This window comes from Ensifer sp. Root31 (assembly GCF_001424825.1).
Classification (GTDB): domain Bacteria; phylum Pseudomonadota; class Alphaproteobacteria; order Rhizobiales; family Rhizobiaceae; genus Ensifer; species Ensifer canadensis.
The window spans coordinates 188,310-214,019 of sequence record NZ_LMCO01000002.1 but is presented as its reverse complement, the minus strand read 5'-3'; the positions used below and the strand labels follow the sequence as shown (position 1 = coordinate 214,019).

General features: G+C 60.8%; 23 protein-coding genes and 5 pseudogenes. 15 read left to right on the top strand and 13 right to left on the bottom strand.

Annotation, left to right across the window (positions count from 1 at the left end):
• From ASD00_RS03910 to ASD00_RS03870, 10 genes and pseudogenes are all read right to left on the bottom strand, one after another.
• A pseudogene (locus ASD00_RS03910) lies at positions 1–321 on the bottom strand (alcohol dehydrogenase catalytic domain-containing protein); the annotation flags it as partial.
• Positions 322–420: 99 nt separating this feature from the next.
• A pseudogene (locus ASD00_RS42240) lies at positions 421–492 on the bottom strand (GNAT family N-acetyltransferase); the annotation flags it as partial.
• A 49-nt stretch (positions 493–541) separates the two neighbouring features.
• On the bottom strand, positions 542–1,228 hold the full coding sequence (locus ASD00_RS03905) for an ABC transporter permease (protein WP_057204800.1): 687 nt from the start codon (positions 1,226–1,228) through the stop codon (positions 542–544).
• A 3-nt stretch (positions 1,229–1,231) separates the two neighbouring features.
• The gene (locus tag ASD00_RS03900) at positions 1,232–1,939 is read right to left on the bottom strand and encodes an ABC transporter permease subunit (protein WP_057204798.1); all 708 of its coding nucleotides are present in this window, start codon (positions 1,937–1,939) and stop codon (positions 1,232–1,234) included.
• Between the two features lie 98 nt (positions 1,940–2,037).
• Positions 2,038–2,835 (bottom strand): transporter substrate-binding domain-containing protein, encoded by a 798-nt coding sequence (locus ASD00_RS03895; protein WP_057204796.1) that lies wholly within the window; start codon positions 2,833–2,835, stop codon positions 2,038–2,040.
• 77 nt (positions 2,836–2,912) lie between these two features.
• Positions 2,913–3,665, bottom strand: coding sequence for an ATP-binding cassette domain-containing protein (locus ASD00_RS42430; protein WP_057204826.1), 753 nt, complete (start codon positions 3,663–3,665; stop codon positions 2,913–2,915).
• A gap of 162 nt (positions 3,666–3,827) precedes the next feature.
• Positions 3,828–4,865: pseudogene (locus tag ASD00_RS42425) on the bottom strand (DUF2817 domain-containing protein); the annotation flags it as partial.
• A gap of 120 nt (positions 4,866–4,985) precedes the next feature.
• A complete protein-coding gene (gene hisC, locus ASD00_RS03880; RefSeq protein ID WP_063963214.1) occupies positions 4,986–6,101 on the bottom strand; it encodes a histidinol-phosphate transaminase in 1,116 nt (371 codons plus the stop codon).
• Positions 6,102–6,161: 60 nt separating this feature from the next.
• Positions 6,162–7,262 carry an FAD-binding oxidoreductase gene (locus ASD00_RS03875; RefSeq protein WP_057204794.1) on the bottom strand — a complete coding sequence of 367 codons (1,101 nt, stop codon included), beginning with the start codon at positions 7,260–7,262 and terminating at the stop codon, positions 6,162–6,164.
• A 12-nt stretch (positions 7,263–7,274) separates the two neighbouring features.
• Positions 7,275–8,321, bottom strand: a complete 1,047-nt coding sequence (locus ASD00_RS03870; RefSeq protein ID WP_057204793.1) for an aromatic ring-hydroxylating dioxygenase subunit alpha — start codon at positions 8,319–8,321, stop codon at positions 7,275–7,277.
• 123 nt (positions 8,322–8,444) lie between these two features.
• Between ASD00_RS03870 and ASD00_RS03865 the strand changes: the two genes are divergently transcribed.
• From ASD00_RS03865 to ASD00_RS03850, 4 genes are all read left to right on the top strand, one after another.
• A complete protein-coding gene (locus ASD00_RS03865) occupies positions 8,445–9,377 on the top strand; it encodes a LysR family transcriptional regulator (RefSeq protein ID WP_057204791.1) in 933 nt (310 codons plus the stop codon).
• A 577-nt stretch (positions 9,378–9,954) separates the two neighbouring features.
• A complete protein-coding gene (locus ASD00_RS03860) occupies positions 9,955–10,569 on the top strand; it encodes a TRAP transporter small permease subunit (protein ID WP_057204789.1) in 615 nt (204 codons plus the stop codon).
• Positions 10,569–11,831 (top strand): TRAP transporter large permease, encoded by a 1,263-nt coding sequence (locus ASD00_RS03855; protein WP_025429163.1) that lies wholly within the window; start codon positions 10,569–10,571, stop codon positions 11,829–11,831. The genes ASD00_RS03860 and ASD00_RS03855 overlap by 1 nt, the downstream gene beginning before the upstream one ends.
• A 30-nt stretch (positions 11,832–11,861) precedes the next feature.
• Positions 11,862–12,857, top strand: a complete 996-nt coding sequence (locus ASD00_RS03850; RefSeq protein ID WP_057204787.1) for a TRAP transporter substrate-binding protein — start codon at positions 11,862–11,864, stop codon at positions 12,855–12,857.
• A 156-nt stretch (positions 12,858–13,013) separates the two neighbouring features.
• Here ASD00_RS03850 and ASD00_RS03845 read toward each other — a convergent pair whose 3' ends face one another.
• Positions 13,014–13,292, bottom strand: coding sequence for a GNAT family N-acetyltransferase (locus ASD00_RS03845; protein WP_057204785.1), 279 nt, complete (start codon positions 13,290–13,292; stop codon positions 13,014–13,016).
• 62 nt (positions 13,293–13,354) lie between these two features.
• Positions 13,355–13,666, bottom strand: a pseudogene (locus ASD00_RS38255) (integrase); the annotation flags it as partial.
• Between the two features lie 186 nt (positions 13,667–13,852).
• On the opposite strand from ASD00_RS38255, the gene ASD00_RS03835 reads away from it, so the two are divergent.
• Both ASD00_RS03835 and ASD00_RS03830 read left to right on the top strand, forming a co-directional pair.
• Positions 13,853–14,950, top strand: a complete 1,098-nt coding sequence (locus ASD00_RS03835) for a branched-chain amino acid ABC transporter substrate-binding protein (protein WP_025429159.1) — start codon at positions 13,853–13,855, stop codon at positions 14,948–14,950.
• Positions 14,951–14,997: 47 nt separating this feature from the next.
• Positions 14,998–17,466, top strand: coding sequence for an adenylate/guanylate cyclase domain-containing protein (locus ASD00_RS03830; RefSeq protein ID WP_057204781.1), 2,469 nt, complete (start codon positions 14,998–15,000; stop codon positions 17,464–17,466).
• A 327-nt stretch (positions 17,467–17,793) separates the two neighbouring features.
• Here the strand turns inward: ASD00_RS03830 and ASD00_RS41370 are convergent.
• A pseudogene (locus ASD00_RS41370) lies at positions 17,794–17,862 on the bottom strand (NAD(P)H-dependent oxidoreductase); the annotation flags it as partial.
• A 339-nt stretch (positions 17,863–18,201) separates the two neighbouring features.
• Between ASD00_RS41370 and ASD00_RS03825 the strand changes: the two are divergent.
• The 9 genes from ASD00_RS03825 to ASD00_RS39690 all read left to right on the top strand — a co-directional run bounded on the left by ASD00_RS03825 (position 18,202) and on the right by ASD00_RS39690 (position 25,387).
• Positions 18,202–19,461, top strand: a complete 1,260-nt coding sequence (locus ASD00_RS03825; protein ID WP_057204779.1) for an ABC transporter substrate-binding protein — start codon at positions 18,202–18,204, stop codon at positions 19,459–19,461.
• Between the two features lie 121 nt (positions 19,462–19,582).
• Complete coding sequence (locus tag ASD00_RS03820; RefSeq protein ID WP_057204777.1) at positions 19,583–20,506, top strand: sugar ABC transporter permease; 924 nt, start codon at positions 19,583–19,585, stop codon at positions 20,504–20,506.
• Between the two features lie 7 nt (positions 20,507–20,513).
• Complete coding sequence (locus tag ASD00_RS03815) at positions 20,514–21,374, top strand: carbohydrate ABC transporter permease (RefSeq protein WP_025429155.1); 861 nt, start codon at positions 20,514–20,516, stop codon at positions 21,372–21,374.
• Positions 21,375–21,378: 4 nt separating this feature from the next.
• A complete protein-coding gene (gene ugpC / locus ASD00_RS03810) occupies positions 21,379–22,440 on the top strand; it encodes a sn-glycerol-3-phosphate ABC transporter ATP-binding protein UgpC (RefSeq protein ID WP_057204775.1) in 1,062 nt (353 codons plus the stop codon).
• A gap of 16 nt (positions 22,441–22,456) precedes the next feature.
• Positions 22,457–23,197, top strand: a complete 741-nt coding sequence (locus tag ASD00_RS03805; protein WP_057204822.1) for an SUMF1/EgtB/PvdO family nonheme iron enzyme — start codon at positions 22,457–22,459, stop codon at positions 23,195–23,197.
• Positions 23,176–24,174: a ScyD/ScyE family protein gene (locus tag ASD00_RS03800; RefSeq protein WP_057204773.1), complete on the top strand. Its 999-nt coding sequence runs from the start codon at positions 23,176–23,178 to the stop codon at positions 24,172–24,174. The genes ASD00_RS03805 and ASD00_RS03800 overlap by 22 nt, the downstream gene beginning before the upstream one ends.
• Before the next feature lie 467 nt (positions 24,175–24,641).
• Entirely contained in the window at positions 24,642–24,890 is a 249-nt protein-coding gene (locus tag ASD00_RS03795; protein WP_057204771.1) for a hypothetical protein, read from the top strand.
• 85 nt (positions 24,891–24,975) lie between these two features.
• Positions 24,976–25,221 (top strand): type II toxin-antitoxin system ParD family antitoxin, encoded by a 246-nt coding sequence (locus ASD00_RS03790; RefSeq protein WP_234907813.1) that lies wholly within the window; start codon positions 24,976–24,978, stop codon positions 25,219–25,221.
• Complete coding sequence (locus ASD00_RS39690; RefSeq protein WP_156408145.1) at positions 25,214–25,387, top strand: type II toxin-antitoxin system RelE/ParE family toxin; 174 nt, start codon at positions 25,214–25,216, stop codon at positions 25,385–25,387. The genes ASD00_RS03790 and ASD00_RS39690 overlap by 8 nt, the downstream gene beginning before the upstream one ends.
• Positions 25,388–25,710 lie beyond the last annotated feature (323 nt).

The following is a 25,710-nucleotide window of genomic DNA, read 5'->3' as shown; positions in this document are numbered from 1 at the left end:
CTTGTCCTTGCCGATCGAAAAGCGCGAGGTGCCATCCGGCATCAGGCCCTGGCCCTGGGTCGAGCGGATCGCCGTGCACAGGTTGGTCTTGCGCGACAGGCACGACGGGCAGGTCCGGCATTCCGGCGTATAGAGCGGGATGACATGGTCGCCCTTCTTGACCGAGGTCACGCCCGGGCCGACATCGACGACGACGCCGGCACCTTCATGGCCGAGGATCGCCGGGAACAGACCTTCGGGGTCGGCGCCGGAAAGCGTGAAATCGTCGGTGTGGCAGATGCCGGTCGCCTTGACCTCGATCAGCACCTCGCCGGCCCGCGGNGGGAACAGACCTTCGGGGTCGGCGCCGGAAAGCGTGAAATCGTCGGTGTGGCAGATGCCGGTCGCCTTGACCTCGATCAGCACCTCGCCGGCCCGCGGGCCTTCGAGCTGAACAGTCATCACTTCCAGCGGCTTACCTGCCTGAACGGCGACGGCGGCGCGTACATCCATAGACATTTCTCTTTCCTTTTAAGGATTTCGCCCGCTTCAGGCGGTAGGCCTATCGGGGCAGGTAGCGCGTAAGATGGGCTTCCAGGAGCCGTACGAGCGTGATCAGCACCAGATTGATCAGGAGATAGAGCACACCGGCGATGGCGAATATTTCGAGGATTGCATAGGTCTGGCTCATCAGCCGCTTTGCATGGCCGGTGATTTCGAGGACGGTGATGGTGGAGGCAAGGCTCGTTCCCTTGACGACGAGCACAAGCTCGTTGCCGTAGGCCGGCAGCGCTTGCCTGATGGCGAGGGGAAACGTGATCCGGCGAAAGCGCAGGAGCCGCGACATGCCGCAGGCCTGAGCGGCTTCGACGAGCCCTCCGGGAATGGACATGAGGCCGCCGCGCAGGATTTCCGACGTATAGGCCGCCGTGTTGAGTGCCAGCGCCATAACAGCGCAATGGGCGCCATCGCCGACGATCCACCAGAGCATGGGGTTGTCGCGCACGAAGGAAAGCTGGCCGAGGCCGTAGTAGAAGAGAAAGAGCTGGACCAGCAGCGGCGTGCCGCGGAAAACGGTGCTGTAGCTTTTGGCAAAACTGCTCAGAGCCGTGTTTTTCGACAGGCGCATGACCGCAAGCGCCAGACCGAGATTGAAGCCGATGACGATCGAAGTGACCGTCAGGACAGCGGTGAGCCACAGCCCCTTGGCAAGGGTCGGAACTGCGAGGCGAACGAGTTCGAAATCCATGGACTATTTCCTCGTACGGGGACGCAGAAGGCGTTCGATCCAATCGAAACCACCCTGGCTGATCAGCGTGATTGCGAGGTAGACGACAGCGGCGATGAGATAAAAGATGAAGGGATGGCGGGTCGAACCCGCCCCGACGAAGGCCGCGCGCATCAGTTCCTGCAAACCGACCACGGAGACAAGCGCGGTGTCTTTGATCGTGGTCTGCCAGACATTGTTCATACCCGGTACCGCGATCCGCAGCATCTGTGGGGCGATAATGCGGCGGAAGATGCGCCTGCCTGGAATCCCAAGCGCCCGCGCCGCTTCGATATGTCCGGCCGGTATGGCAGCCAGAGCCCCCCGCACGACCTCCGTCGAATAGGCCCCCGATATGGCTGCGATTGCAACGACTGCGATGGTGAAGGCGTAGCCGTTGCCAGCCAGACCTTCATAGCCAAACGCCGCGGCGACCTGGGCTACGAATTCCACGGAGGAAAAGAAGAGGAGATAGATGATCAGGAGTTCCGGGACGCCGCGCACGATCGACGTGTAGACGTCCACGACAAGCGTGAGCGGAAACAGCCGCGCCCATTTCATCAGGCCGCAGGCAACGCCGATGACGATGCCGAAGGCCATGCTCGTGACCCCAAGGGCGACGGTGATCGCCGCGCCGCGCAGGATTGCGGAGATCCAGCCGCCGTCCCATACCTGCCATAATCCAAGTTCCATCGAACCCGCCCAACCTTCGCATTGTCCTGTCGGATGAAGCCCCCCGAAGAAGGATCGACCTGACGGCCTTTCCTCACCCGGGAGACGTCGTGTTGGTGTTACTGGCAGGGACGGGAGATGTCCGTCTTGAACCAGGTCTGGCTCGTATTGCCGATCGAGCCGTCAGCGACCAACTCGCAGAGCGCCTCGTCGATGCGGGCCTTCAGCTCGGTATTCTCCTGCGAAATGCCGACGCCGATGCCTTCGCCAAGCGTCGGATCGAAAGTGCTGAGCACCTTCACATCCACGAACTGGAAGTCCTTGCCATCCGGGCGCGCCAGGAAATCCTGAAGGGCGGAGGCATCGGCGAAGGCGGCCTCGACGCGGCCGCTGGCGAGATCGATCTGCATCTGGTCGAGCGTGTCGTAGGTCTTCAGGACGGCGGAGGAGGCGCGCTTTTCCACGAAATGGGCATGGGTCGTGCCGGCCTGGACGCCGACCGTGCGGCCGTCGAGCGATTTCAGCAGCGCATCGATGTCCTTGATGCCGGCGAGATCGGAATCCTTCTTCACCACGAACATGTTTGCGAGTTCCGCATAGCCGACCGAGAAGTTGATCTGCTTCTTGCGTTCAGCCGTGATCGACATGCCGGAAATGATGATGTCGAAACGTTTGGCTTTGAGCGCCGGAATGAGACCGTCGAAGGCCTGCACGACGAAATGGCACTTCATCTTCAGCTTGGCGCAGAGCAGGGTCCCGACATCGGCGTCGAAACCCGTCACGTTACCGGTGGCGTCTGCCATGCTCCATGGCGGATACTCACCCTCCGTCCCGATCGACAATTCGCCCTCGGCGGCCTGGGCCGCAGTGAGGCCGGCGGCGAAGAACGTGGCGAGCAATAGACTTTTGAGCTTCATGTTTTGGTTCCCCATGTTGAACTTTCTTGTTGGGTCTCGTCCGGAGAGATCCCCGGACGGGTGATGGCGGCGGAATGTCAGAGCGTACGGGCCAGGAACTGGCGCATGCGTTCGGAGCGCGGGTTGGTGAAGACCTCCGCCGGGGCACCCTCCTCCTCCACCTTTCCCTGATGGAGGAAGAGGATCTTGTGCGAGACCTCGCGCGCGAACTGCATTTCGTGCGTCACGAGGATCATCGTATTTCCTTCTTCGGCCAGTTGCCGGATCACGCGCAGCACCTCGCCGACAAGCTCGGGATCGAGCGCGGAGGTCGGCTCGTCGAGGAGGATGAGCTTGGGGCGCATGGCGAGCGTTCGGGCGATGGCGGCGCGCTGCTGCTGACCGCCCGACAGCTGGCCTGGATACTGGTCGTGCTTGTCGGAGAGGCCGACTTTCTTCAGGAGCGCATGGGCATGGTCGACAGCCGCCTGCCGCTCTTCCTTCAGGACATGCCGCGGCGCCTCGATGATGTTTTCGAGAACTGTCATGTGCGGCCAGAGATTGAAGTTCTGGAACACCATGCCGACGCGTGAGCGGATGCGCTCGACCTGCCGCATGTCGGCCGGCGCGGCGCTGCCGTCCGACGTCTTCTTCATGCGGATTTCCTCGCCATCGATAACGATGCGCCCGTCGTTTGGCTGTTCGAGCAAATTGATGCAGCGCAGGAACGTGCTCTTTCCCGAACCGGAGGAGCCGATCATCGACACGACCTCGCCCGGTTGCGCGGAGATGTTGACGCCGTTGAGCACGGGGAGGGGACCGAAGCGCTTGTGGATGTGGTGCACTTCGATCGCCGGCCTTTCGTCAAGCCTTGGACCGCTAGCTTCCGGGTGGGCGACGACGGTGACGGCCGGCGCCGCAGGAACCGGCTTTTCGGCACCTGCGCCGCCGACCGACTTGAGGTCTGCGAAGGCACGGTCGAAATGGCGCAGCGAAGCGGCAAGACAAGTGCGCTGCCAGTCAGCGTCCTCCGGAATGAAGGCGGCGCGCAGGGTTTCCTTGATCCTGCTGCCGAGCGGGGTATCGATCTTGCTGAACAAATGAAGCCAGTTGTCCGCCTGAACCGCATCCGCGACCGTGGCGCCGTCGAGGGTTCCGCATTCGACGACCAATGGCAGGACGCGCGCCTTCGGCAGCGCGTCTCGCACCGCGGCCGAGACATAGCCGGTGGCCGTCGCGGAGATGCCGGTATCTGTGGTTGCATTCTCGCCGGTGACGACGACCGAGAGCGTCGGACCGAAGATGCGCCGCCCCCAATCCAAACCGTCGTGCTCGTTCTCAGCAACGGAGAGGAGGGCAGGATAGCCGTAAGGGCCCGCGCCCGTGTGCAGGTCGAAGACGACGACCTCAGTCGCCTGTTGCGCGAATGTCGATAGGATCTCGATAAGGGTGCGGTTGGACCAGACAGGACCGTCGCCGCCGTAGAACAGGCCGTACTGGCCGGCTTCCACAATGGGCGCGATGCCGGCATAGCCGCCGAGTCTCCGTTTGGCCGCTTCGTGTGCCTCAGCGGCCGCATCGCGCTCCGGGCCTTCCCAGGCACGACAGACGAGCGCGCCGTGCAGTGCGGCATACCGTTCGTTTTTCGGCGGCGCTTTCTGCCAGTCGATGAAATTGCGGTTGACGTCGACGTTGTCTTCGTTCACCCGGCGCGTCCAGGCCGTGCCCCAGGGGTTGATGAGGTGGATGGCTAGGACCGCGGTGTCGTCGGGAAGCTGCCAGGGCGAATTTTGTGAAAGCCAGGCAGTCTGGCAGGCCGAGCCGAAAGGACCCTCGACGCCATGGGTGCCGGAGATCAACACCAGGAGCTTCTTGGCATCATCGCGTCCAAGATAGGCAACGTCGGTCGCCAGACGTTCGCCGTTCGGTCCATGCAGCGGATGCAGGTATTCGACGACACTAGCCCCAGCGGTGCGCGCGGCGGAGAGAAACCGGGCGCGCAGGGCCGAGAAATCGCCGGCGAAAAGACCGGATGGCGTTGAAGGGGACATGCGAGGGGCTCCCGGTTTGCTTTGTGCTGACGTGCGTTTGCGCTCATTGTTCGTTCCCGTGGGGTCGTGGCCCGACCCCTTGTTGTGTGTTGGATTGGAGAGGACGTCGCAGGCGTCTCCTCATCCTTCACGCTTTGCGAGGGCGCGGAGCGCGTCGAGAAAGCGGTCGTTTTCCGAGGGCGTGCCGATCGTCACACGGATGAAGGTCTCGTAACCCTCTTCTTTCCACGGCTTGACGATGATCCCCTTCGACAGGAAGTGATTCAGCGCCGCCCGGCTGTCCCAGCCGACGTCGATGAACAGGAAGTTCGTCTGCGATCGGGCCGCCGAAAGCCCCATGGCGGCAACGGCCTCGGACACACGTGCCCGCTCGCGTTTCAGTGCGGCAACCGAAGAGCGCATCCATGCCTCGTCCGCCAGTGCGGCGACGGCTGCGACCTGCGCGGCAGCATTGACGTTGAACGGTGTCTTGGCCGCGGTCACGGCGCGCGCGAGCCGCGCATCGGACATCACGGCATAACCGACACGCAGGCCGGCAAGGCCGTAGGCCTTGGAAAAGGTTCGCAATACGACCCAGGACAGGTCCGTGGCCGAGAGCGCGGCGAGGCCGTCAGGCATGTCTGCGTCCGTGAACTCGAAATAGGCCTCGTCTAGAACGAGAAGCGTCTGCGGCGTGACCGCCGCGAGAATGCGCTCCAGGCTTTCGCGGTCGAGCGCCGGGCCGACCGGATTGGAGGGGGAGGAGAGGAAGAAAATCACCGGCGCCCGCTCGAGCATGGCGACGATCGCCGGTATGTCGAAGTTCAGATCTGTCCGCATGGCGACCTTCTCGACCTTGGCGCCATTGGCCAGCGCCTCGATCTCGTGCAGCCCAAAACCGGGACAGACTGTCGCCGCGAGGGCACCGGGACGCAGCACGGCGCGACAGACCGCGGCGATCATCTCCTCCGAGCCGTTACCGGCCACGATACGTTCAGCGGGAACGCCGAGCTTATGGCTGAGCACCGCCCGCAGCACCGTGCAGGCCGGGTCGCTGTAGCGCGACGGATTGAGGTTGGCGAGCGCCGCCGCGACATCCGGCGAACAGCCATCCGGGTTTTCATTGCTGGCAAGGGCAGCGATGTCCTGCCGACCGCTGTGCTTTTGTGCGGCGGCGATGCTCATGCCGGCATTGTACGGCGGCAGGCCTGCTACATGCGGATTGAGCGGGATTTCGGTATGGAGCGGTTTCGTCACGGATCCTCCTTCGGGGATTGGACACCCTGGTTCAGGCCGCAGCCTCTTGTTCTGAGCGCGTCAGAGATCGAGCACGATCGAGGATTTCGGCCTGGTGCAGCACAGCAGCACCCGGCCGTCCGGCATCGCGTCGAGCGGCTCCTCGAAATAGTCGACCTCGCCTGAGACGAGACCCTGTTCGCAAGTCCCGCAGACCCCCGCCCTGCAGGAGAATTCTGGCTCGATGCCCCGTGCCTCCAGGAAGGCAAGGATGGATTCGCTCGTCCCGTCCCAGGCAAGGCTGCGACCCGACTTCTGGAGAAAGATGCGTGGGCCGTCCCCCTCGGTGGCTGGCTCGGCGGCGCGCGCCATCGCGGGCCGCGCCGTCAACTGCCCGGCCTCCGACAACAGGCTCGCCGGCCCGAAGAATTCGTAGGCAATGCGTTCCTTCCGCACTCCGAGGCCGGTCAGAATGCCGTAGATGGCCCGCATAAAGGGCGGCGGCCCGCACATGTAGATGTCGTAGTCGTCGAGCGGCAGAAGGCTCTGAAGCGTGGTGCGCGTCAGGAAACCCGTCGAGTGGCACCGGGCGACCGCGAGATCGCCGGTCTCGGCGAAACGGTAGCAGAAGTGTACGGCGATGCCGGACCGCTGGGCGGCGAGTTGCTCGACTTCCTCTCGCAACGCATGAACGGCCGCGCTGTCGCAGGCATGGATGAACCAGACGGGGCGGTCGCTTTCCCTTGCCAGCACATTCAGCATCGAGACCGTCGGTGTCAGCCCGACGCCGCCAGAAAGAAGCACGACGGGCCCCGAACTCGCGCTGTCGAGCTTGAAGGCACCGCGCGGCGGGTCAATCTCGACGACGGCGCCGGGCTCGATCTCGTCATGGAGCCAGCAGGAGCTCAGGCCATCCGGCACGTCCTGCGACGGTGCGGCCTCACGCTTCACGGTTATCCGGTACGTGCCTTCCTCGCGCGGGGACGAGGAGACCGTATAGTTGCGCAGGACATGGCCACCCTTGCGGTCGGGAACGCGCATCGTCAGGAACTGTCCCGCCTCGAACGGCCGCCAGTGCTGCCGTTCGAGAGGGGCAAGGCGGAAAGACGTGATCGTGGTGCTTTCGCGCACCTTCGAGACAACTTCGAAGGGGCGAAAGCGCGAGGCCGCGGCATCGAGCATCCGGATTGATCCTTATTCAGCGGCTTCGCTGGTCGTGCCGGCTTTCGCCTCGGCGGCAATCAGTTGGGCGAGCTTGCGGCGAAAGCGCATCGGGCCGACGTCGATCTTCAGGTCGAGGTTCGGTGTCTGCATGTTGGCCATCGCGTGATGGACCGCCTCCAGCACGACGCGATCCTCTTCGAAGGCGCCCCGTACGGATTTTGCGAAACTCTCGGAAACCTTGGCGTCGTCCGGCGCGAAGTTGCGCATCTGGAACCAATAGTATTTGGTCCGGTTTTCATCGACCGGCGTCATGAAGTTGTAGCTGTCCATGAGGAAGGTGTTTTCTGGCAGGACGCGGCCTTCCCCGCCGGTGTGGGCCGGCGCGAAGATGGCCTTAATGATCGCGTTGCTCGGATAGCGCACCTCGTAGTGCTGCTTGCGGTCGGTGTTGCCCTCGAATTGCAGGAAGGGCGCGTAGAACGGGGCCGGTTCGGAATCGATCATCCAGCGCCAGACGGTGACGCCGTCGTCCTTCACGGTCGTCTCGAGTGGCGTTTCCTCACAGGCCGAGCTTGCGAAGGACGACTGATGGACCCAGGCGACATGGGACGGGTCGAGCAGGTTGTCCGTCATGTAGAGGTAATTGCAGTTGAGCGTCATGGACTCGCCGCGATTGATTCCCCAGGCGGGATTGTCGAAATACTCGACTTCGAAGATTTCCTTCGGATCCGCCTTCTCTGCATCGCCCATCCAGATCCAAAGCAGGCCGTAGCGCTCGTGGACTGGGTAAGATCTCACCTTGGCGACATGCGGAATGCGCTCGGCGCCCGGAACCCGCGTGCAGGAGCCCGAACAATCGAAGGTCAGGCCGTGATAGCCGCATTCCACGTCGTCACCTTTGATGCGGCCCATGGACAGCGGCAGCTTCCGATGGGGACAGGCATCCTCGAGCGCGGCGGCATGACCGTCCTGCTTGCGGTAAAGAACGATGTGTTCGCCGAGGATCGTGACCGATTTTAGCTCGCGGCCGACTTCTTGGTCCCAGGCTGCGACGTACCAGGCATTCTTGAGAAACATTTCGCTCTCCTTGCGTTTTGTTAAGCGAATGTCCGCCGTTTTTTTTGTGCCAACAAGTTGCCAGCTCCTGCGTTCTTTTTTAGATTTTCTAAATTGAGCGACCTGTCCGAGGAGTGCCTAACGATGTCGAACCCGTCCTTGCGCGGCCTGCAAGCCTTTGAGGCGATCGGACGATGTGGCTCGGTCAGCGCCGCTGCGGAGGATCTCGGTGTAACGCCCGGCGCCGTCAGCCAACTGGTACGAAACCTGGAGCAATGTCTTGGGCTCACGCTTTTGGAGCGACGTGGGCGGCGGGTCGAATTGTCGTCATGGGGGCGGCTGTATTACCGGGAAGTCGCGAAAGGCTTTCAGCAGCTCTCCCATGCCGCCAATATTCTCACGCGCGCCAGGAACGAGACCGGGATCGTCCTCAGTGCCTTGACCTCGGTCGCCAACAGGTGGGTCGGTCGCAAGATTTTCGACTGGCAGTCCCTCTGTCCGGAATCCAGTGTGCGCATTCTCGGCCAGGAGCAAGAGCCCCGCATCGGTATCGAGCAGGTGGACTTCCGCATTACCTACGGCCGGCGCGCCTATGCGCACGAGCATGTTGCAAATCTGTTCACCGACTGGGTCGTACCGGTCTGTTCGCCCGCGTTGATCGCCAACCGTGTCCTCGACAGTCCGCAGGCCATTCTCAAATTCCCGCTGCTAAACGTGGAATGGGAGGCGGATTACAAGGCTTCGCCGCAATGGAGGGACTGGGCCTCCTTGGTGCATGCCGATGGCCGCCAAACGTTCTCTGGCCTTTCCTTTGCCTTGTCGAGCAGCGCCATTGACGCGGCGGTGAACGGTAGGGGATTCGTTCTCGCACAGGTTTCGATGGTACTGGATGAGGTTGCCTCCGGCGCCTTGATGGTTCCCTTCGACATTCGCATGCAACTGTCCGAAAGCTACTACTTAGCCTGGGACCGGACGGCTCTCGAAAAGCCGTTCGGGCAAAAATTTCACAAATGGCTAATCGGGGTAGCGAGACAACAGGAGCTGCTGTCCGCTCCGGCTAAAGGCGCAGCCACCTGAGGTGAGGTATTGTTACGGCTGCTCTACGCGGCTTTTGCCCGCCATCAATCGACGAGCCGCATCACTCGAATGCTCCTTGGATCTCACCCGACGGGGACTTCCCGAGGAGCAAGTTCAATGGGGAGGCTTCAACGAGAGTGTCGGGTTCTATCAGGGGACGACTTTCTCAGGCACCGCGCAAAGCTGATCGATGTGGTGACTACGACTACTCCAAACCAAACAACTCGACGGAGAGCAGCCGTATAAAGGTCCGCTTCGCGGTGCGCTACCAGATTGGCTTCCCTGGACCGGACGACCCCGGGGAAATTGGTATCCATCGTCGCCTTTGAGATCCGCTATCAGATCGTCGACGTTCTCTGCCGTCAGGCCAACGTTGGCCTTGGCAGCTTTCCCACAGCCAATAAGTGTTACCGCCTTGAGGCGCTTTCCCGACCTGAGGCGTGGCCTGCAGCAGAATAGGTAACGACGGTCACCGAGCAGTGCCGACTTTCTTAGCCGGCTTGAAAAGCGGTTGACAAAGCGCAACTATGTATACTTTATAAATACAAGAAGTATGCAGGAAGAGGAGGCGCGTGCCATGTCATCGACCGGGGAGCCACGAAACCACCCGCTCTGGGCGGAGAAAATAACAGGATTGTCCCAGGCGCTCCTGCGCGCTGAGAAGTTCCTGGCCGGGATTTTCATAACGGTGCTGCTGGCGCTGATTTTGGTGAATGTCGTCACCCGATTCGCCAAGGTGCCAATCTACTGGATCGACGAGGCCTCGATCTTCTCGATGATCTGGCTTGGCTTTATCGGGGCTTCGGTCATGACGCGGCTGCGGATCGATTTCGCCGTCACGCTTCTGTCGGATCAACTGTCACCCAAATGGGTCGCGCGGCTGCGCGCCTTTTCCACCGCAATATCGCTGACTTTTGCGACCGGCTTTGCGGTGGTGTGCTGGATCTGGCTGGATCCGCTGGGCATCGTTTCCCACGGTTTCGACGCTCAGGCTTTTGCCGCCGAAACGTTCAACTTCCTCTACACCGAGCGAACCCAGACGCTGGAATGGCCGACCTGGATCGTCAACCTGATTCTGCCGATCTTCGCTCTCACGCTCATCGTCCACAATGCTGCAAACCTGCTTGAAGACCTCGGCATCGCGCGCAAGCGCGTACAGGTCTCGCTGACGACTGCAGAAGGAGCCGCCTGATGTTTACCTTCGGCGCATTCGTCGCCCTTATGCTAGTCGGCCTGCCGATCTCCATTGTGCTTTGCCTCACGGCCGCCGCGTATATCTGGCAAAGCGACAATACGGTCCTGTTCGTCTCCTTTCCCACCCAAATGTTCATGGGTCTTGACAGCTACGGCTTGATCGCCATTCCGCTGTTCATTCTCATCGGCGAGATCATGAACGGCGGCGGCATCACGCGCCGTATCATCGACATGGCAATGGCATTCGTCGGCGCGCTCAAGGGCGGCCTTGCCTATGTGAACCTGCTCGCCAACATGTTCGTGGCGTCCATTCTCGGCTCGGCCGCGGCCCAGGTTGCGCTGATGTCGCAGATGATCGTCCCGGAAATGGAGAAGAAGGGCTATGACAAGACCTTCGCTGCCGGTCTGACCGCCTATGCCGGCATGCTGGGGCCGATCATTCCCCCTTCCATCATGTTCGTCGTCTACAGCGTCATCGCGCAGGTTCCCGTCGGAACCATGCTGGCCGCCGGTATCATTCCCGGCGTCATTCTTACCATCGCCTTTTGTGTGGTGATCGCGCTTATGGGATACGTCTACAACTACCCGCGCGGCACCAGCCTGCCGATGAGCGAGCGTGTGACCATCACGCTGAAGGCCGCGCCGACACTGATCATCCCGCTGATCATCGTGGGATCGATCGTGACCGGGCTTGCTAATCCGACCGAAGCCGCGGCCATGGGCGTGGTTGCCGCAATCCTCGTCGGGCGTTTCGTGACCGGCGATCTCCGCCTGAAGCAGCTTCCCGAGATGTTCGTCAAGGCAGGGGTCCTGTCGGCCGGCATTCTGTTCCTGATCGCTGCGGCTGCCGTCTTTTCCTGGGTTCTCGTCTACGGAATGGTTCCCCAGCACGTGGCGGAATGGATCCAGACGATCGCGAAAGACCCGGTGACGTTTATGCTGCTGGTCAATGTGATCCTGCTCGTCATCGGCACGGTCATCGATGGCGCGCCGGGGCTAATCATGACCGTTCCGATCCTGCTGCCGATCGCGACAGAAGTCTACGGCATCGATCCGGTGCATTTCGGCGTCGTCGCCGTGATCAACCTGGTCCTCGGCTTTCTGTCCCCGCCGGTCGGCTTGAATTTCTTCATTGCCGCCGCAGTAACGGGGGCGAAGCCCGGCAAGATGTTCATCGTAACGCTGCCGTTTTTCCTGATCTGCTGCGTCATCCTTGTGCTGCTTTCGATCTTCCCGGCACTGTCGACCTACTTCTCCTAACCGATAAACTCACAACAGAGGGAACCTGCAATGAACATTACGCGTCGTACTTTGATGAAGAGCGTCTCGCTGGGAGCCGCGATGGCGATGTCCGCGCCGTCGGTTCTGCGTGCACAGACTGCAAAGATCTATCGTCTCGGCATCACCACGCCACCGGGCCACCCCTGGAACCTTGCGGCTGAAGCCGTCGGCAAGCGTCTTGCCGAAGAAACAAACGGGCGCCTCGCGATCCAGGTCTTCCCGTCGAACCAGCTCGGCAACGAAGGCGCCATGCTGCAGCAGATGCAGTCCGGTGCGTTGGATCTCGGCTGGATCATGACCGCGGAACTCGGCTCGCGCATTCCCCAGATCGCGGCCATCAATGCGCCGTGGCTCGTCAAAAGCACGGAGAAGGTCGCTGCACTCGTTCGTCACCCGACCGCAATCAAGCTGCTCGACGTACTGCCTGCCCAAACCGGCACGATTGGACTTGGTTACGGCATCACCACCCTGCGCGTCGTCTTCACGGGTCAGGAAACCGCCGGCATTGAAGATATCAAGGGTATGAAGCTGCGTATCAACACAACGCCGGCCTACCGTGACTTCTATCAACTGCTCGGCGCAGCGCCGACGCCAATCCCGACGCCGCAGGTGTTTGACGCTATGTCCAACGGGCAGGTGGATGGACTTGAAGCCGACCTGGATCTCTCCTGGAACCAGCGATATGACAAGGTCGCCAAGACCATGCTGCGCATGAACGCCATCTTCATGCCCTGTGTCGCGCTGGCTTCCGGCCGCATATGGAAGGGCGTTCCCGAAGCGGATCGCGAACTTATCGCCCGCCTTACCCGCGAGCAACTCGACAAACAGATCGACGCGACCGTCGCAAAGGAAGCCACCCTCCTGCAGAACTTCAAGAATACCGGTATCAAGATCGTCGACATAGACCTGCAGAACACCGCCGAGATCATCGCCGCCTATGACGAGATCTGGCTGCCGAAGGCGCCGGTTCTGAAGGAGCTTCGGGAAGTCGGCGCAAGCCTCTGACGGAAGCAGTTTCACGTATCATTACGGCTTTCCCTTCAGGGGAAAGCCGTAATGGCAAAGTCGAACATACCGCCGCCCTTGAGCACGGAACGCCGGACGCGGACGGCGGGGATCACACCAATTGCCTGAGGCCGTCGGCAACTTGCCGCACCGAACTCATCCATCGAGCATCGCGCTATATTCCGGATGCTTTACCGCGAAGGCGGCCATGAACGGGCATTTGGCGATAATGCGAGCTTGTCTTTGGCGGAGCGTCTCGAAGACCCCACGCGCCAGCCGTGTGCCGATGCCTTGCCCGGAAAGTGCCTGTGGAACCTCCGTGTGGGTAAGAACGACCCGGCCGTCTTCGTTGCGGTAATAGGCAACGGCAAGCTCATCGCCAACAGCAAGCTCGAAGCGTGATGCCGCGACATTGTCGGTGATCGTGCCGTTCATTGTCTCACTCCAATCGTTCTCTTCGGCGGACGGTCGCCTGGGGCGGGTCTCGCTCAATTCAGCGTGCGACCAAGATGGATCGTCAAACACGGCAGGGGAAGGGAATTTTTGCCTTTGGGATCGGCAAAAACTGGCTCCTCGTCGGTCAAATCCTCCACACGCAGGCCGGCGATTTCCGATTGTCTACGTCCACCTGCCTGATCGCGCAGATCAATCAGGCGGCTACTGGCGCAGGTCGCCAGCAACAGGACGAGAGTATCACCCGTAACGGCCTTTTTGCTCTTTCGCTAACGTGGACGATTGCTGGCTCTCACGGCCAATCTGAGTGCACTTTTAAGCGATGGTGCGTCGAAGTACCCGGTGAGGCCGCGCCAGTCCTTCCTTGCCGAGCTCGGCATGCAGTGCTGCGACTGTTTCAGCCAAGAAAGCATTCTGCGCGGGCGGCCCGACGACGCTGACGCGAGGCAAGGCTGTTGCGGAACCGGCCGAGGTATCCGCACTTACGCAAAGGACTGTCGGCATCGACTTGATTAGCGTAAGCTAACGTTAGGGGTACAGTGATGCACCGCGTGGTCACCATAGCTGTTGCCGCGCTTGCGGCTATCTACATCTGCCCCGCGCAGGCGGAGGTAGTGATCGGGGTTTCGGCCGCGATGACCGGACGGCTCGCCTGGATCGGCGAGCAGGGTCAGCGTGGGGCAGAGATGGCCGTAGCCGACATCAATGCGGCGGGCGGCGTCCTTGGCCAGCAGGTGCGCGTCATCAACGTCGACGATTTCTGCGATCCCGAGCAGGCCGTGGCGGCAGCCAAGAAACTGGTGGCTGACGGAGTGGTGTTCGTCGTCGGACATTACTGCTCCGGCGCCTCGATCCCGGCATCAAAGGTCTATGAGGAGGCGGCGGTTCTGCAGATTTCACCAGGATCGACCAATCCGCTGTTGACCGAACAGGGCCGTGACAACGTTTTTCGAGTCATAGGTCGCGACGATAAGCAGGGGATCGTGGCCGGCAACTACCTGGCCGATGAATGGGGCGAAAAGAAAATCGCGATCCTTCACGACGGCACGACCTATGGTATGGGTCTCGCCGGTGAGACAAGAAAGCAGTTGAACAAGCGGGGCGTAACCGAAGCTGTCTACGACGCATACACGCCTGCTAAGAACGACTATTCGGCGGAGATCGCTGCGTTACAGGCCGCTGGTATCGCCGTTTTGTATGTCGGCGGGTATCATGCCGAGGTTGCGTTGATTGTACGCGCTGCACGCGACCGCGCCTACGCGCTTCAGGTCATCTCCGGCGACGCCCTGGCAACCGAAGAGTTTGCGCTGATCGCCGGCCCGGGAGCCGAGGGGACCCTCTTTACGTTCTCCGCGGACCCGCGGCGAAACCCCGAAGCTGCCCCGGTGGTGGAGCGGTTCCGTGCCGAAAACTTCGAGCCCGCAGGTTACACACTGCTGAGCTACGCTGCCGTCCAACTCTGGGCGCAAGCGGTCGATAAGGCAGCCTCGCTCGAACTGCCGGCGGTCATCGCGACACTGCGCGGACAGGAGTTCGACACTGTGCTCGGCCCGGTCGATTTCGACGACAAGGGCGACCTCACGAACCAAAGCTGGGTGTGGTACGTCTGGCGGGGTGGAGAGTATGTGCCGGTTGAATAGCAGCCCGCCACACGCCGCCGCGTCACTTCAGATTAAGTGTCGCCGCGATGCTTGAACGCCTAGGCATACGCGGCCGCCTGTTGCTGGCTTTCTTCGGCATCAGCACCTTCGCGGTGCTCGCGACGGCAGCTGCTCTTTATGCCTTCCTCCAGGTAGGCGAGGTTGTCGACAGCATAACCAAGGATCGGGTGCCGTCGGCGCTGGCGTCCCTCCAACTGTCGCGTCAAGCCGAGCGGGTCGCGGCAACTGCTCCGTCTGTACTGAATTCAACGAGCAAGGTACGGCACAACGAGGTCTCGGCTGCGATCGGGGTCGAGATGGCGCGCCTAGAGGAACTGCTTGCCGCGCTCAAGGGGGGCACGCTTGGCACGGCGGCGGTGGCCGAGATCGAGGCGGCGGTGCTTGGTCTGCGGCGAAACCTCGACGCACTCGACGACCTTGTCGCCGCCAAGCTCACCATAGTCGCGCGCAAGGAGGAGTTGTTACGTCGCCTATCGGCTACGACAATTGCAGGCCAACGCCTTCTGGCGGCTGGCATCTTGGTGATGAATTCCAAGCTTGCGCAATGGAGAACTGTCGCGGCCGACGCGTCGCTCGCCTCAGACCGACGCGCGGCGGCGACTTCCGACCTGGTCGAGGCGATTAAGGCCTACATCCCCCAGCAGAGGGCACACCAGGAGATATCCGCCGTCAACGACGCGCTGGTTAAGTTGGCGAACGCGCCGACGCCAGGCGATCTTGCATTGATGCTCTTTCCGCTGCGCCGGTCGCTCGCCGTCCTCGAAACGGTTTCAGCCGAGATCGACGAGAAGCTACGGTCCCGCTTCCAACAGCGGGTGGGCGAGTTCAAGGCGCTGATCGATGGTGGCAACAGCATACCGAAGGCTAGACAGGACGAGTTTGCCGTCCTGGCTGAGGGCGAAAAACTTCTGGCCGAAAACAATCGGCTGTCCCGCAGTCTCACCGCTGCTGTCGATCGCCTTGTCGCTGCGGCAAACCGTGAGATTTCCTCGTCCGGTCTCGAGGCCGCGGTCGTCCAGCGCTACGGCACCGGCGTTGTCCTTGGCTCGGCCGTTCTCAGCCTGTTGAGTTCGATTCTGATTGTCTGGCTCTATGTCGACCGCAGTCTTCTCGCCCGTCTGGGAAGCGTGAGCCAGGGCATGCTCGCGATCGCCGACGGCAATCTTTGTGCGCCATTGCCTGCCGCGGGCCACGACGAAATCGGCCGCATGGCTGAGGCGCTCAGGCTGTTCCGGGACACGGCTGTCGAGGTCGAGGAAAAGAATCTGCGCGAGGTTGCTGAAGCACGCCAACGGCTCGTAGATGCCATCGAGAGCATCTCGGAGGGGTTCGCTCTCTATGACGTGGAGGACCGGCTCGTTCTCAGCAACAGCCGTTACCGCGAACTGCTCTACAGCGATGTTGCGATCGAATTGACGCCCGGCACCACATTCGAGCACATCATCCGCCGGTCCGCCGAGCGCGGCTACATCAAGGATGCCGAGGGGCGCCTCGAGGAATGGGTCGCCGAGCGCCTCTCCCGGCACCGCAATCCTGGTGAACCGTGGGTGCAGCGGCGAAGTGACGAGCGATGGATAATGATAGGCGAGCGCCGCATCACAGGCGGCGGCACGGTGGCCGTTTACTCGGACATCTCGGAGTTGAAAAAGCGGGAGGAGAACCTCGCGGAGAAATCCGCAGCCCTCGAGGCGCTATCGAGCAAGCTGGCGAAGTATCTGGCACCACAAGTATACAACTCGATATTCACCGGCCGTCAGGACGTCAGGATCGCCAGCCAGCGGAAGAAGCTGACGATATGCTTCTCGGACATTGCCGGCTTTACCGAGACCACCGACAAGATGGAGTCCGAGGATCTCACCCAACTCCTCAATCACTACCTGACGGAAATGTCGAAAATTGCTTTGGAACACGGCGCCACCATCGACAAGTATGTCGGCGACGCGATCCTGATGTTTTTCGGGGACCCGGAGACCCGCGGCGTCAAGGAGGACGCGCTCGCCTGTGTTGAGATGGCTCTCGCCATGCAGAAACGGATGAGCGAACTTGCAGAAATCTGGCGCGACATCGGCATTGAAACGCCGCTACGATGCCGCATCGGCATTCATACCGACTACTGCACGGTCGGCAACTTCGGCAGTGAAGATCGGATGGACTACACGATAATCGGCGGCGCCGTGAATCTCGCCTCGCGCCTCGAGCAGGAGGCGCCGGCGGGGGCAGTGCTCATTTCCTATGAGACCTTTGCGCAAGTGAAGGACACAATCGCTTGTGTCGAGCTGGGGCATGTCCAGATCAGGGGTATCGCCTATCCCGTCGCCACATATCGTGTCCTCGATCTGAAGACCAATCTGGTCGCCGCACGCAGCGCCGTTCGAACCGAGCTGCCGCATCTCAGACTAGAAGCGGAACCCGAGTTGATGTCTGCTGGCGAGCGAGATGAAGCCGCGACTGCGCTTCGCGACGTGCTCGATCGACTTTGCCACAAGCCTGGGTAGCGTGGTTCGCGCTCGCACCCGGATCGACGACTACTACTGCAGTCACTTCGTCGACCAGCAGTGATGTATCGTCCCCATCGGGAGCTGAACTGCCCGGGTCCGCTACAGCCTGAGCCCCAGCATCGGCGGCTCCAATTCGGGCAGGATCTGCCATGGCCTCAGACGAGGCCTCGGGGATGCGCACAATCTGTGCTGTTCTAGCGATCTAATGATCGATTTTCATTCCCGGTCCATCTGAAACCGTGATGGTGGAACTCCCGTCCAGCGTTTGAACGCGTGCGTGAAGTGCGCGGAATCACCTTTGATGTGGGCAGAGATAACGAATCCGACCACCGCCTCACCGGAGACAAGCCAATCTATCGCGTTTTTGAGGCCGCCGGGAATGCTGCGGACATATTATGATCCGGATTTCGGCCGGCACAGTCCCCACATTCCTATCAATTGAGATCACATTCCGACGTGGGCGAACATACGACGGTGTTCGGGAATTGAGAATTGTGATCATGCAATATGCAATAGTAGCGAATGCTAATACAGACTCTCTAAATAATGCTCCTGATGTGGTAAAATCGGCTTTGGGAGCAGCGCCGGCTCGACGAGATGCCGGACGGCGTTTCAAGTTGTCGCGTGTCGGTTCGCATGGGCGTCGAGCTCGCATCTCCGCCGTACCGGATAGGGTAGGGCCCCCTACGAAAAAGCGGCCTTTGGATATCAACTCGGAATGGGAGGTGTACGATGGTTCGCAAACTGTTTCTCGTCTTCGCTGCTGCGGCGTCCGCGCTGGCGATCAACGGGGTCGCATGGGCCGATTTCACAGTCCTCGTGCCATCGAGCAGCGAGGGTGACGGCCTTAGGGCTGCTGCCGACGACTACTCGAAGATGAAGGGCACGAAGGTGGAGATCGTGCAGGCGCCTTATGCCAATGTGTTCGAACAGGGCGCCAATGCGGGGGCAACCAAATCCGGCGTGTTCGACATCATCTTGATGGATGACCCGTGGATTCCGTTTTTCGCCGAGAACGGACATCTCGAGGATTTGACGCCATACTTCAAGAATGCGGGCATGGAAGGCCCGGACAACGACTTCCTGTCGAAGTCGCTGGCGATCTGTCGCAACCCTTACAATACGGGACCTTATGTGTGCCTGCCCTATGTGGGAAACGCCCAGATGTTCTTCTATGACGCCGCCAAGTACAAGGAAGCCGGCGTCGACGCTCCCAAGACCTGGGATGACGTATTGAAGGCGAGCCAGACCCTAACCAAGAACGGCGGAGGTCGCTATTTCGGTTATGTCTTCCGGGGCGGCCAGGGTAACCCGGTCGTGGCCGACTTCATGCCGATCTTCTGGTCCTACGGCGCCAATATGTTTAACGAGGATCGCACGAAGGTGACGATCGATACGCCGGAAGGCGCGGCCGCGATGAAGATGTTCATGGCGCTGCGCGACGTTTCTCCAAAGGGGATCGAGAGCTACAATGCCAACGAAGTGGGTACGGCGCTTGCTGCTGGTGCCGCCGCCTCGTCTATCAACTGGCCGAACTGGGTTGCGACCTTTGAGGATCCGAGCCAGTCGAAGATGGTTGGCAAGATTTCCTACGCCCCAATTCCGGCGGGGACGAAACCGGGCAGCTCCGAAATTGGCCATTGGACCATGGGCATCATGTCGGCCTCCAAGAATAAACAGGAGGCCTTCGACTTCATGGTCTGGGCGACCTCGGCTGAGCAGATCAAGATTTCCGCCACGCGCGGCAATCCGCCTGTCCGAGCCTCGGTCTTTGCCGATCCGGAACTGACCTCGCAGGAACAGTTCCGACACTATCCGGTGTTGATGGAGGCGATCCAGGCCTCGACGCCTCGTCCACGCCATCCGAAGTGGCCGGAGATCGAGAATGCCTTCGGGATCGAGCTTTCCAAGGCGGTCGCAGGCACGATTACGCCAGAGGAGGCGCTGAAGAGCTCACAGGCAGCAGTCGAAGAGATTACGGGCCTTAAATAGGCGGCGATGCGATCTGCGCGGAGCTGGGTTTTTGGGCCCCGCTCCCATGGTGGTGACGGCAATTACCCGTAGCGCTCGCGGGGTTTGAGGTGCGTATGGACAACCTGTTCACGGGAGGGAGATGTTGACGCCCGATCAAGGCACATTGACCACGCCGCTTCGCATGGGCGGCGGTCTGGAGCGTTGGGCAGAGCGCCATTTGCGGATCCTCATGCTTGCGCCAACGGTCCTCATATTGCTCGGGCTGACGATCTTTCCCAGCCTCTATATGTTCTATGCCGCGGTTCACAAAATCAGCCCGAACCCCGATCTGCCCTGGGAGTTCGTCGGCCCCGACAATTTTGCTCGACTGCTTTCCGACACGCAATTTCACGTCGCACTCTGGAACACGACTGTCTTTACAGTCGTGGCAGTGACGACCGAATTCCTCCTCGGTCTCGGCCTGGCGCTGCTCCTCGATAAATTCATCCGCCGACTAGCCTTTCTCAAAACCGTCCTGATGATCCCCATGATGCTGCCGCCGGTCGCCGTCGCGATCACCTGGAAGATCATCTACGAGCCACAGTTTGGCGTCCTCAACGAAATCATGTTCCGTCTCGGTCTTCCACTGCAAGCCTGGGCGGGCGACGTGAACCTCGCGATGTTTTCGATCATCGTTGCCGATGTTTGGCAGTGGACGCCCTTCATTTTTCTTCTGATGTTGGCGGGGCTGGCAAGCCTGCCGGTCGAACCCTACGAGGCCGCAGCGCTCGACGGCGCCTCGTCATGGCGGCAGTTCTGGGATCTGACGCTGCCCTTCCTGAAGCCGGTCATCGCCATTGCCTTGCTCCTGCGCGTCATGGATGCGCTGCGCCTTTTCGACCTGGTCTTCATCCTGACGGGGGGAGGTCCGGCAGACCGAACGAAGGTCTTGAGTCTATACATCTATCAGGTCGCCTACCGCTTCGCCGATCCCGGCTACGCTGCGGCGATCTCGCTCTTCGTGCTGTTCGTGACGATCGCGCTGAGCACCTGGTTCATGAAGCGCATGCGGCTGGCGGAGTGAGGCGACGATGGCGACGATAAGAACACGCAGCCGGGTCCGGGAGATGCTTCTCAGACTATCCGCCTATCTGGCGATCCTCATCGCGCTGATCTTGACGCTGTTTCCCGTTTATTGGATCGCGGCGAATTCGTTCAAGTTCGACATCGACATCTTCGCAGTACCGCCCGAATGGCTGCCGCGCAACCCGACATTGAAGCACTACGACGAAGCGTTCATCCAGCGGCCGTTCCTGCGCTACGCATTGAACAGCTTGCTCGTTGCGGCCGGAACCACGATCATTTCCGTAGGCTTTGGCACGATGGCTGGCTATGCCTTGGCGCGCTTCAGCTATCCGTGGCAGTGGCGAAAGCAGATTTCGTTCTGGATCCTCTCGACGCGCATGATGCCTCCTATCGTCAGCATCATTCCGCTGTACCTGTTTTTCAACTACTTCGACATGCTCAACACGAAGTCGGCGCTCATCGTCGCCTATACCGCCTTCAACCTGCCGTTCGCAACGTGGATGATGAAGAGTTATTTCCAGGACCTGCCGGTCGAACTGGAAGAGGCCGCGATCGTCGACGGGGACACGCGCTGGGGCGCATTCCTGCATGTCGCTTTGCCGCTCGCGCGTCCAGGGCTCGCGGCGACGGCCATCTTCTGCCTGATCATCTCGTGGAACGAGTTCCTGCTTTCCCTGATCATCACGCTCACCGAGCAGTCGCAGACGCTTCCGATCGGCATCGCCGGGCGGGTGACGCAGTACAAGACCTATTGGGGGGAAATCAGCGCCGCCGGGTTCATGGCCTGCGTGCCGATCGTCATCTTCGCTTTCATCGTTCAGAAGCATCTTGTCCGGGGGCTGTCTCTCGGGGCCGTCAAGGGGTGAGACCATGGCGTCCGTCACGTTCACCAATGTCTCCAAGAAGTTCGGCGAATTCATCGCGGTCGCCGACTTCAATCTAGAGGTCCGGGACAAGGAGTTTCTCGTCCTGCTCGGCCCCTCCGGTTGCGGCAAGACGACGACGATGCGCATGGTTGCCGGTCTCGAGGAGGCGACATCGGGCGATATCTACATCGATGCGGAACGCATCAATGGCGTCCTGCCAAAATATCGCGACGTCGCGATGGTCTTCCAGTCATATGCCTTGTATCCGCACCTCAGTGTCGAGGACAATATCGGCTATCCACTGAAGATCCGCAAAGTGCCCCCAGCCGAATACAAGCGACGAATAGCCGAGGTCGCGCGGCGCGTTGAACTCGACACGATGTTGTCGCGTCTGCCGAAGGAACTCTCCGGCGGTCAGCGCCAGCGCGTGGCACTCGCCCGCGCCATCGTCCGCACGCCACGTGTTTTTCTGATGGACGAGCCGCTTTCCAATCTCGACGCCAAGCTTCGCACGCAAATGCGCGCCGAGCTGAAGCATCTCCAGCATGAGCTGCAGGTCACGACGATCTATGTCACCCACGATCAGATAGAGGCGATGACACTCGCCCACCGCGTGGCCGTGATGAACAAGGGCGTGATCGAGCAGCTCGGAACGCCGAGGGAAATCTACAACGATCCGCGCACCCTCTTCGTTGCCGGATTTATCGGCTCGCCGCCGATGAATCTGATCCCCGGGGAGGTGACAAACGGCGTGTTCGTTAGGGCCGGCCTAAGGGTGGCGGGTCTTGGGCGGGCAAACATCTCTTCCGCCGTTCTCGGTGTGCGTCCAGAGGACGTCCATGCGGCCGGAGCCGAGGATGCCGACGTCAATCTGGTTGCGCCGATCTATTCGGTGGAGCTCACGGGCGAGAACACGCTTGTAAGCCTGCAGCTAGGCGGCCAACTGATGACTTTGCGCGCCGACAAGAACTTCGCTGGCCAGATTGATCAGCGGATCGGCGTGAAGGTTGAGACAGATCGCGTCTTTCTGTTCGATGGAGGGACACAATACCGTGTCGACTTCTGACATCTGGACGGCGGCAATTGCAATCACAGTGGCATTCGCCGCGGCCGCCGCCGATGCCGGTCCCATCGACGGCAATCCGCTGATAGAGATCCCTGCCGGCGCGTTCGTCTTCGGTCGTGACGACGGCCCCGAAAATGAACACCCGCGCCGCGTTCTGTGGGAGCGGGCCTTCGCGATCAACCGTACCGAGATCACGAACCGACAATACGGACGCTTCATCGATCAGACCGGTCACCGCCCGGCCTTCTACGCAAATCACCCGGCTCTGGGATTGGACGACCGGCCGGTCGTCGGGGTGAGTTGGGGAGACGCCGATGCTTTTTGTCGTCACTACGGGTTGGCGCTGCCGTCGGAGCAACAATACGAGAGAGCGGCACGCGGAACGACGGGCAGCGCATTTCCGTGGGGCTCGGCACCTGGGGACTTGGTGCGGGCAAATTCCGGCGCGGATATCTGCTGCTCCGGCGACGCGCGCGACGGTTATCCGATGACCGCGCCAGCAGAGTCCTTCGCCGATGGCGCAAGCAGCGAGGGCGTCCTCAATCTTGTCGGCAACGTCTGGGAGTGGACCAGTGATATTTACGCGCCCTATGACGGTGGGGCTGCGGCAAACGTTACGGGGCTATACCGCGTGCTTCGCGGTGGCTCCTGGAACAGCGATGCACGCCACCTTACGACGACCTATCGCCTCGCCTATAATCCGGAATTTCGTTTCTCAGCCAATGGTGGCTTCCGATGCATTCGCTCCGCGGCTTGACAATCATTGCTGGTCTTCTGTTCCTGGCAGTCGGCGCTAGCGCAGAGCCGGCAGTCGCACCCGGCTACCGGCTAGAGACCGTTAACCTGCCGGGTGGCGCGTTCGCCGGTATGTCCCGCGACGGCGAGGCTCTGCTCGTCACCGATCTGGCCAGCGGCCGGCTTTATCGCCGCGACGCGGAGGGTAAGCTCGTCGCATTCGGTCCGGTCTTTTCGCATGGCCTCGATGTGATCGGCGACCCGACCGGTCCCTACCGTGTCGTGCGTGCCGGTAACGTTCTTGTCGTCGCCCAAGGGTGGACGCCGGCCAACTCCGACGCAGGCCCGTATGATCACGCCCTCGTTGCGATCGATGGGGCTGGCGCGGTCCGCGTCATCAGCAGCGATTTCTGGAATCCGTTCGACTTCATCTTGGCGAACGGCGTCTACTACGTGATCGATGCCGCGCGAAACAGTGTCGAACGGGTGCAAACGGATGGGCAGAAGAACACGATCATGACGTTCCGCCGTATGGCCGAGGCGGCGACGGCACTGCAGGATCTTTCGCCGACAGAGTTCGCAACCGGGAACAGCTATGAAGTCGATGCTGTGCCGACCGGGATCGGGCTGCGCGACCGACGCCTTTATGTCGCGCTGTTCGGCGGCTTTCCTTTCCTTGCCGGTGCTGGAAAGATCGTATCGATCCCCGAAACCGGTGGCGCGTCAAATCCGCGACTTGACGTCGATGGCCTGAATGCGCCCGTTGCTATCGCCTTCGACAATGATGGAGCGATGCTTGTTCTCGAACATGGTATCTACGATCAGCCGGAAGGTTTCCGGAAAGGCAGCGGTCGTTTGCTCAGACTCGACACAATGACGGGCAGCCGAAAGATCATTCTCGACGCCTTGACACGACCGGTGTCCGTCCTCGTCTGGGACGAGCGGCGGCTCGTCGTTTCCGATCTGGGCGGCAACCTCCATTTTCTGACACGTGAATAGGCGCACTGACTACCAGTGTGACGACCTATCGAGGCGAAGAGGGTGTCGGGTCGCACTTCAAATGGGCAACGAGTGCTTCACCGCTGACAACTGCGCGAATGCCGCCGCAACCGTAGTAACCGCATATGATGATGGTTTAACGCCGAGCAATTGAAAGCATATTCCACGATGGACAACATGGGTCAGTCGGATCGATCAAGTTGGCGACGTTGCGGTGCAGGAACACCTCGCCAGACTCCAGGCCGGCGATGACGTTGGCCGCACGCTGCTATCGGAACACCCGATCCATAGATACTCTGCCGCTGCAGTTCCGACAAACGCTCGCGTCGGCTTTCAAGGCTCTTCTCTCTTCTGACCAAATCCTGTTTCTATCGAAGAGTTCTGCGATCATCAGATGCTCCTGCTGGTGAAGACACCAGCCTTCCTTGGCCAACATGTGTCAAATCTAAACCTGAAACCCGTCACCCATGGCTCTTCCAGGCAAGGGAAATCAATCCGCACGAAACATCAATGCGAAGAAGGGACGCTCTGGCAGCGACACGACGGTCGCGGAGAGTCAGGTTATCGGCATCAAAGCGGCGGTTGTGGAACACGTCGAGAATCAACTCTCTCGTTCGCTGCGCTCCGAGTTGCCGATGGGGGCGCAGGGGCGGGGGCAACTCTCCGAAGCATGCCGTCCTCTCGTCGTCCTGGTGCTGGTCCTGCTGGGCACGTGAACTGATCGATGCACCCTGATCGTTCATAAAGATTGTCAATCCTTGTAGGATTGGGTGGCGAAAGGATGCACACATGCATATCTCTTTGACCGAAAAGCTCGATGAATATGTCCGCGATAAGGTGGCGTCGGGCCTCTACAACAATGCCTCGGAGGTGATCCGCGAGGCGCTGCGTCTCAAGATTGCGGGGGAAGAATCGGATGCGGCGAAGCTGCAGCAACTGCGCGAGGCGCTGGATCCTGCCTGGCGTCAGGCCGACGCGGGCGCTTGTGTCCCCTTTGATCTGACCGCGATTCTCGATGAACTCGACCAGGAAACGGCGCATGCCTGAATTTGCGATCACGCCGCTTGCTCGTGAGGATGTGAAGGAAATCGGCCGCTACACCCAGCGAACTTGGGGAGTGGCGCAGCGCGATTTGTATCTGCGTGGGTTCGCCGCTCTGTTTGAGCGCCTACGCACCGGCGCGATCGTCGGCCGGTTTGAGCGGCATCTATAGCCCTCTCCAATGCGACAGCCGGTCGTGGCCAGTTAAAAGTGAGAATGCGGCTGAACCTCGGTCCGATTGGGGCTGTCTGCGGGGTGGTCATTTCGTGCCGGCGTTTTTGTTCATCTAGAATTAAGTGCGGGAAAGGCAGAAGAAAGGCGTTGATGCCAACCGAAGCGATCGCGATAGAGCGATACTGAAACGTCCAATGGTTGCCGCCTTCACGATTGTCATACAAAGGACGAGCGCGGCAACCGCCGTTGATGCTGGGGAACCTTACCTGGCCTTTGTCGTTCAGTTCTCAATAGGCTCAACTGAACTCTATTGAGGAGGCG

What these genes read in the sequence shown, in the direction of transcription:
- ASD00_RS03905 (WP_057204800.1), bottom strand. Translation starts at nt 1,228, where the DNA reads ATGGATTTCGAACTCGTTCGCCTCGCAGTTCCGACCCTTGCCAAGGGG.
- ASD00_RS03900 (WP_057204798.1), bottom strand. Translation starts at nt 1,939, where the DNA reads ATGGAACTTGGATTATGGCAGGTATGGGACGGCGGCTGGATCTCCGCA.
- ASD00_RS03895 (WP_057204796.1), bottom strand. Translation starts at nt 2,835, where the DNA reads ATGAAGCTCAAAAGTCTATTGCTCGCCACGTTCTTCGCCGCCGGCCTC.
- ASD00_RS03875 (WP_057204794.1), bottom strand. Translation starts at nt 7,262, where the DNA reads ATGCTCGATGCCGCGGCCTCGCGCTTTCGCCCCTTCGAAGTTGTCTCG.
- ASD00_RS03870 (WP_057204793.1), bottom strand. Translation starts at nt 8,321, where the DNA reads ATGTTTCTCAAGAATGCCTGGTACGTCGCAGCCTGGGACCAAGAAGTC.
- ASD00_RS03865 (WP_057204791.1), top strand. Translation starts at nt 8,445, where the DNA reads ATGTCGAACCCGTCCTTGCGCGGCCTGCAAGCCTTTGAGGCGATCGGA.
- ASD00_RS03860 (WP_057204789.1), top strand. Translation starts at nt 9,955, where the DNA reads ATGTCATCGACCGGGGAGCCACGAAACCACCCGCTCTGGGCGGAGAAA.
- ASD00_RS03855 (WP_025429163.1), top strand. Translation starts at nt 10,569, where the DNA reads ATGTTTACCTTCGGCGCATTCGTCGCCCTTATGCTAGTCGGCCTGCCG.
- ASD00_RS03850 (WP_057204787.1), top strand. Translation starts at nt 11,862, where the DNA reads ATGAACATTACGCGTCGTACTTTGATGAAGAGCGTCTCGCTGGGAGCC.
- ASD00_RS03845 (WP_057204785.1), bottom strand. Translation starts at nt 13,292, where the DNA reads ATGAACGGCACGATCACCGACAATGTCGCGGCATCACGCTTCGAGCTT.
- ASD00_RS03835 (WP_025429159.1), top strand. Translation starts at nt 13,853, where the DNA reads ATGCACCGCGTGGTCACCATAGCTGTTGCCGCGCTTGCGGCTATCTAC.
- ASD00_RS03830 (WP_057204781.1), top strand. Translation starts at nt 14,998, where the DNA reads ATGCTTGAACGCCTAGGCATACGCGGCCGCCTGTTGCTGGCTTTCTTC.
- ASD00_RS03825 (WP_057204779.1), top strand. Translation starts at nt 18,202, where the DNA reads ATGGTTCGCAAACTGTTTCTCGTCTTCGCTGCTGCGGCGTCCGCGCTG.
- ASD00_RS03820 (WP_057204777.1), top strand. Translation starts at nt 19,583, where the DNA reads ATGTTGACGCCCGATCAAGGCACATTGACCACGCCGCTTCGCATGGGC.
- ASD00_RS03815 (WP_025429155.1), top strand. Translation starts at nt 20,514, where the DNA reads ATGGCGACGATAAGAACACGCAGCCGGGTCCGGGAGATGCTTCTCAGA.
- ugpC (WP_057204775.1), top strand. Translation starts at nt 21,379, where the DNA reads ATGGCGTCCGTCACGTTCACCAATGTCTCCAAGAAGTTCGGCGAATTC.
- ASD00_RS03800 (WP_057204773.1), top strand. Translation starts at nt 23,176, where the DNA reads ATGCATTCGCTCCGCGGCTTGACAATCATTGCTGGTCTTCTGTTCCTG.
- ASD00_RS03795 (WP_057204771.1), top strand. Translation starts at nt 24,642, where the DNA reads ATGGCTCTTCCAGGCAAGGGAAATCAATCCGCACGAAACATCAATGCG.
- ASD00_RS39690 (WP_156408145.1), top strand. Translation starts at nt 25,214, where the DNA reads ATGCCTGAATTTGCGATCACGCCGCTTGCTCGTGAGGATGTGAAGGAA.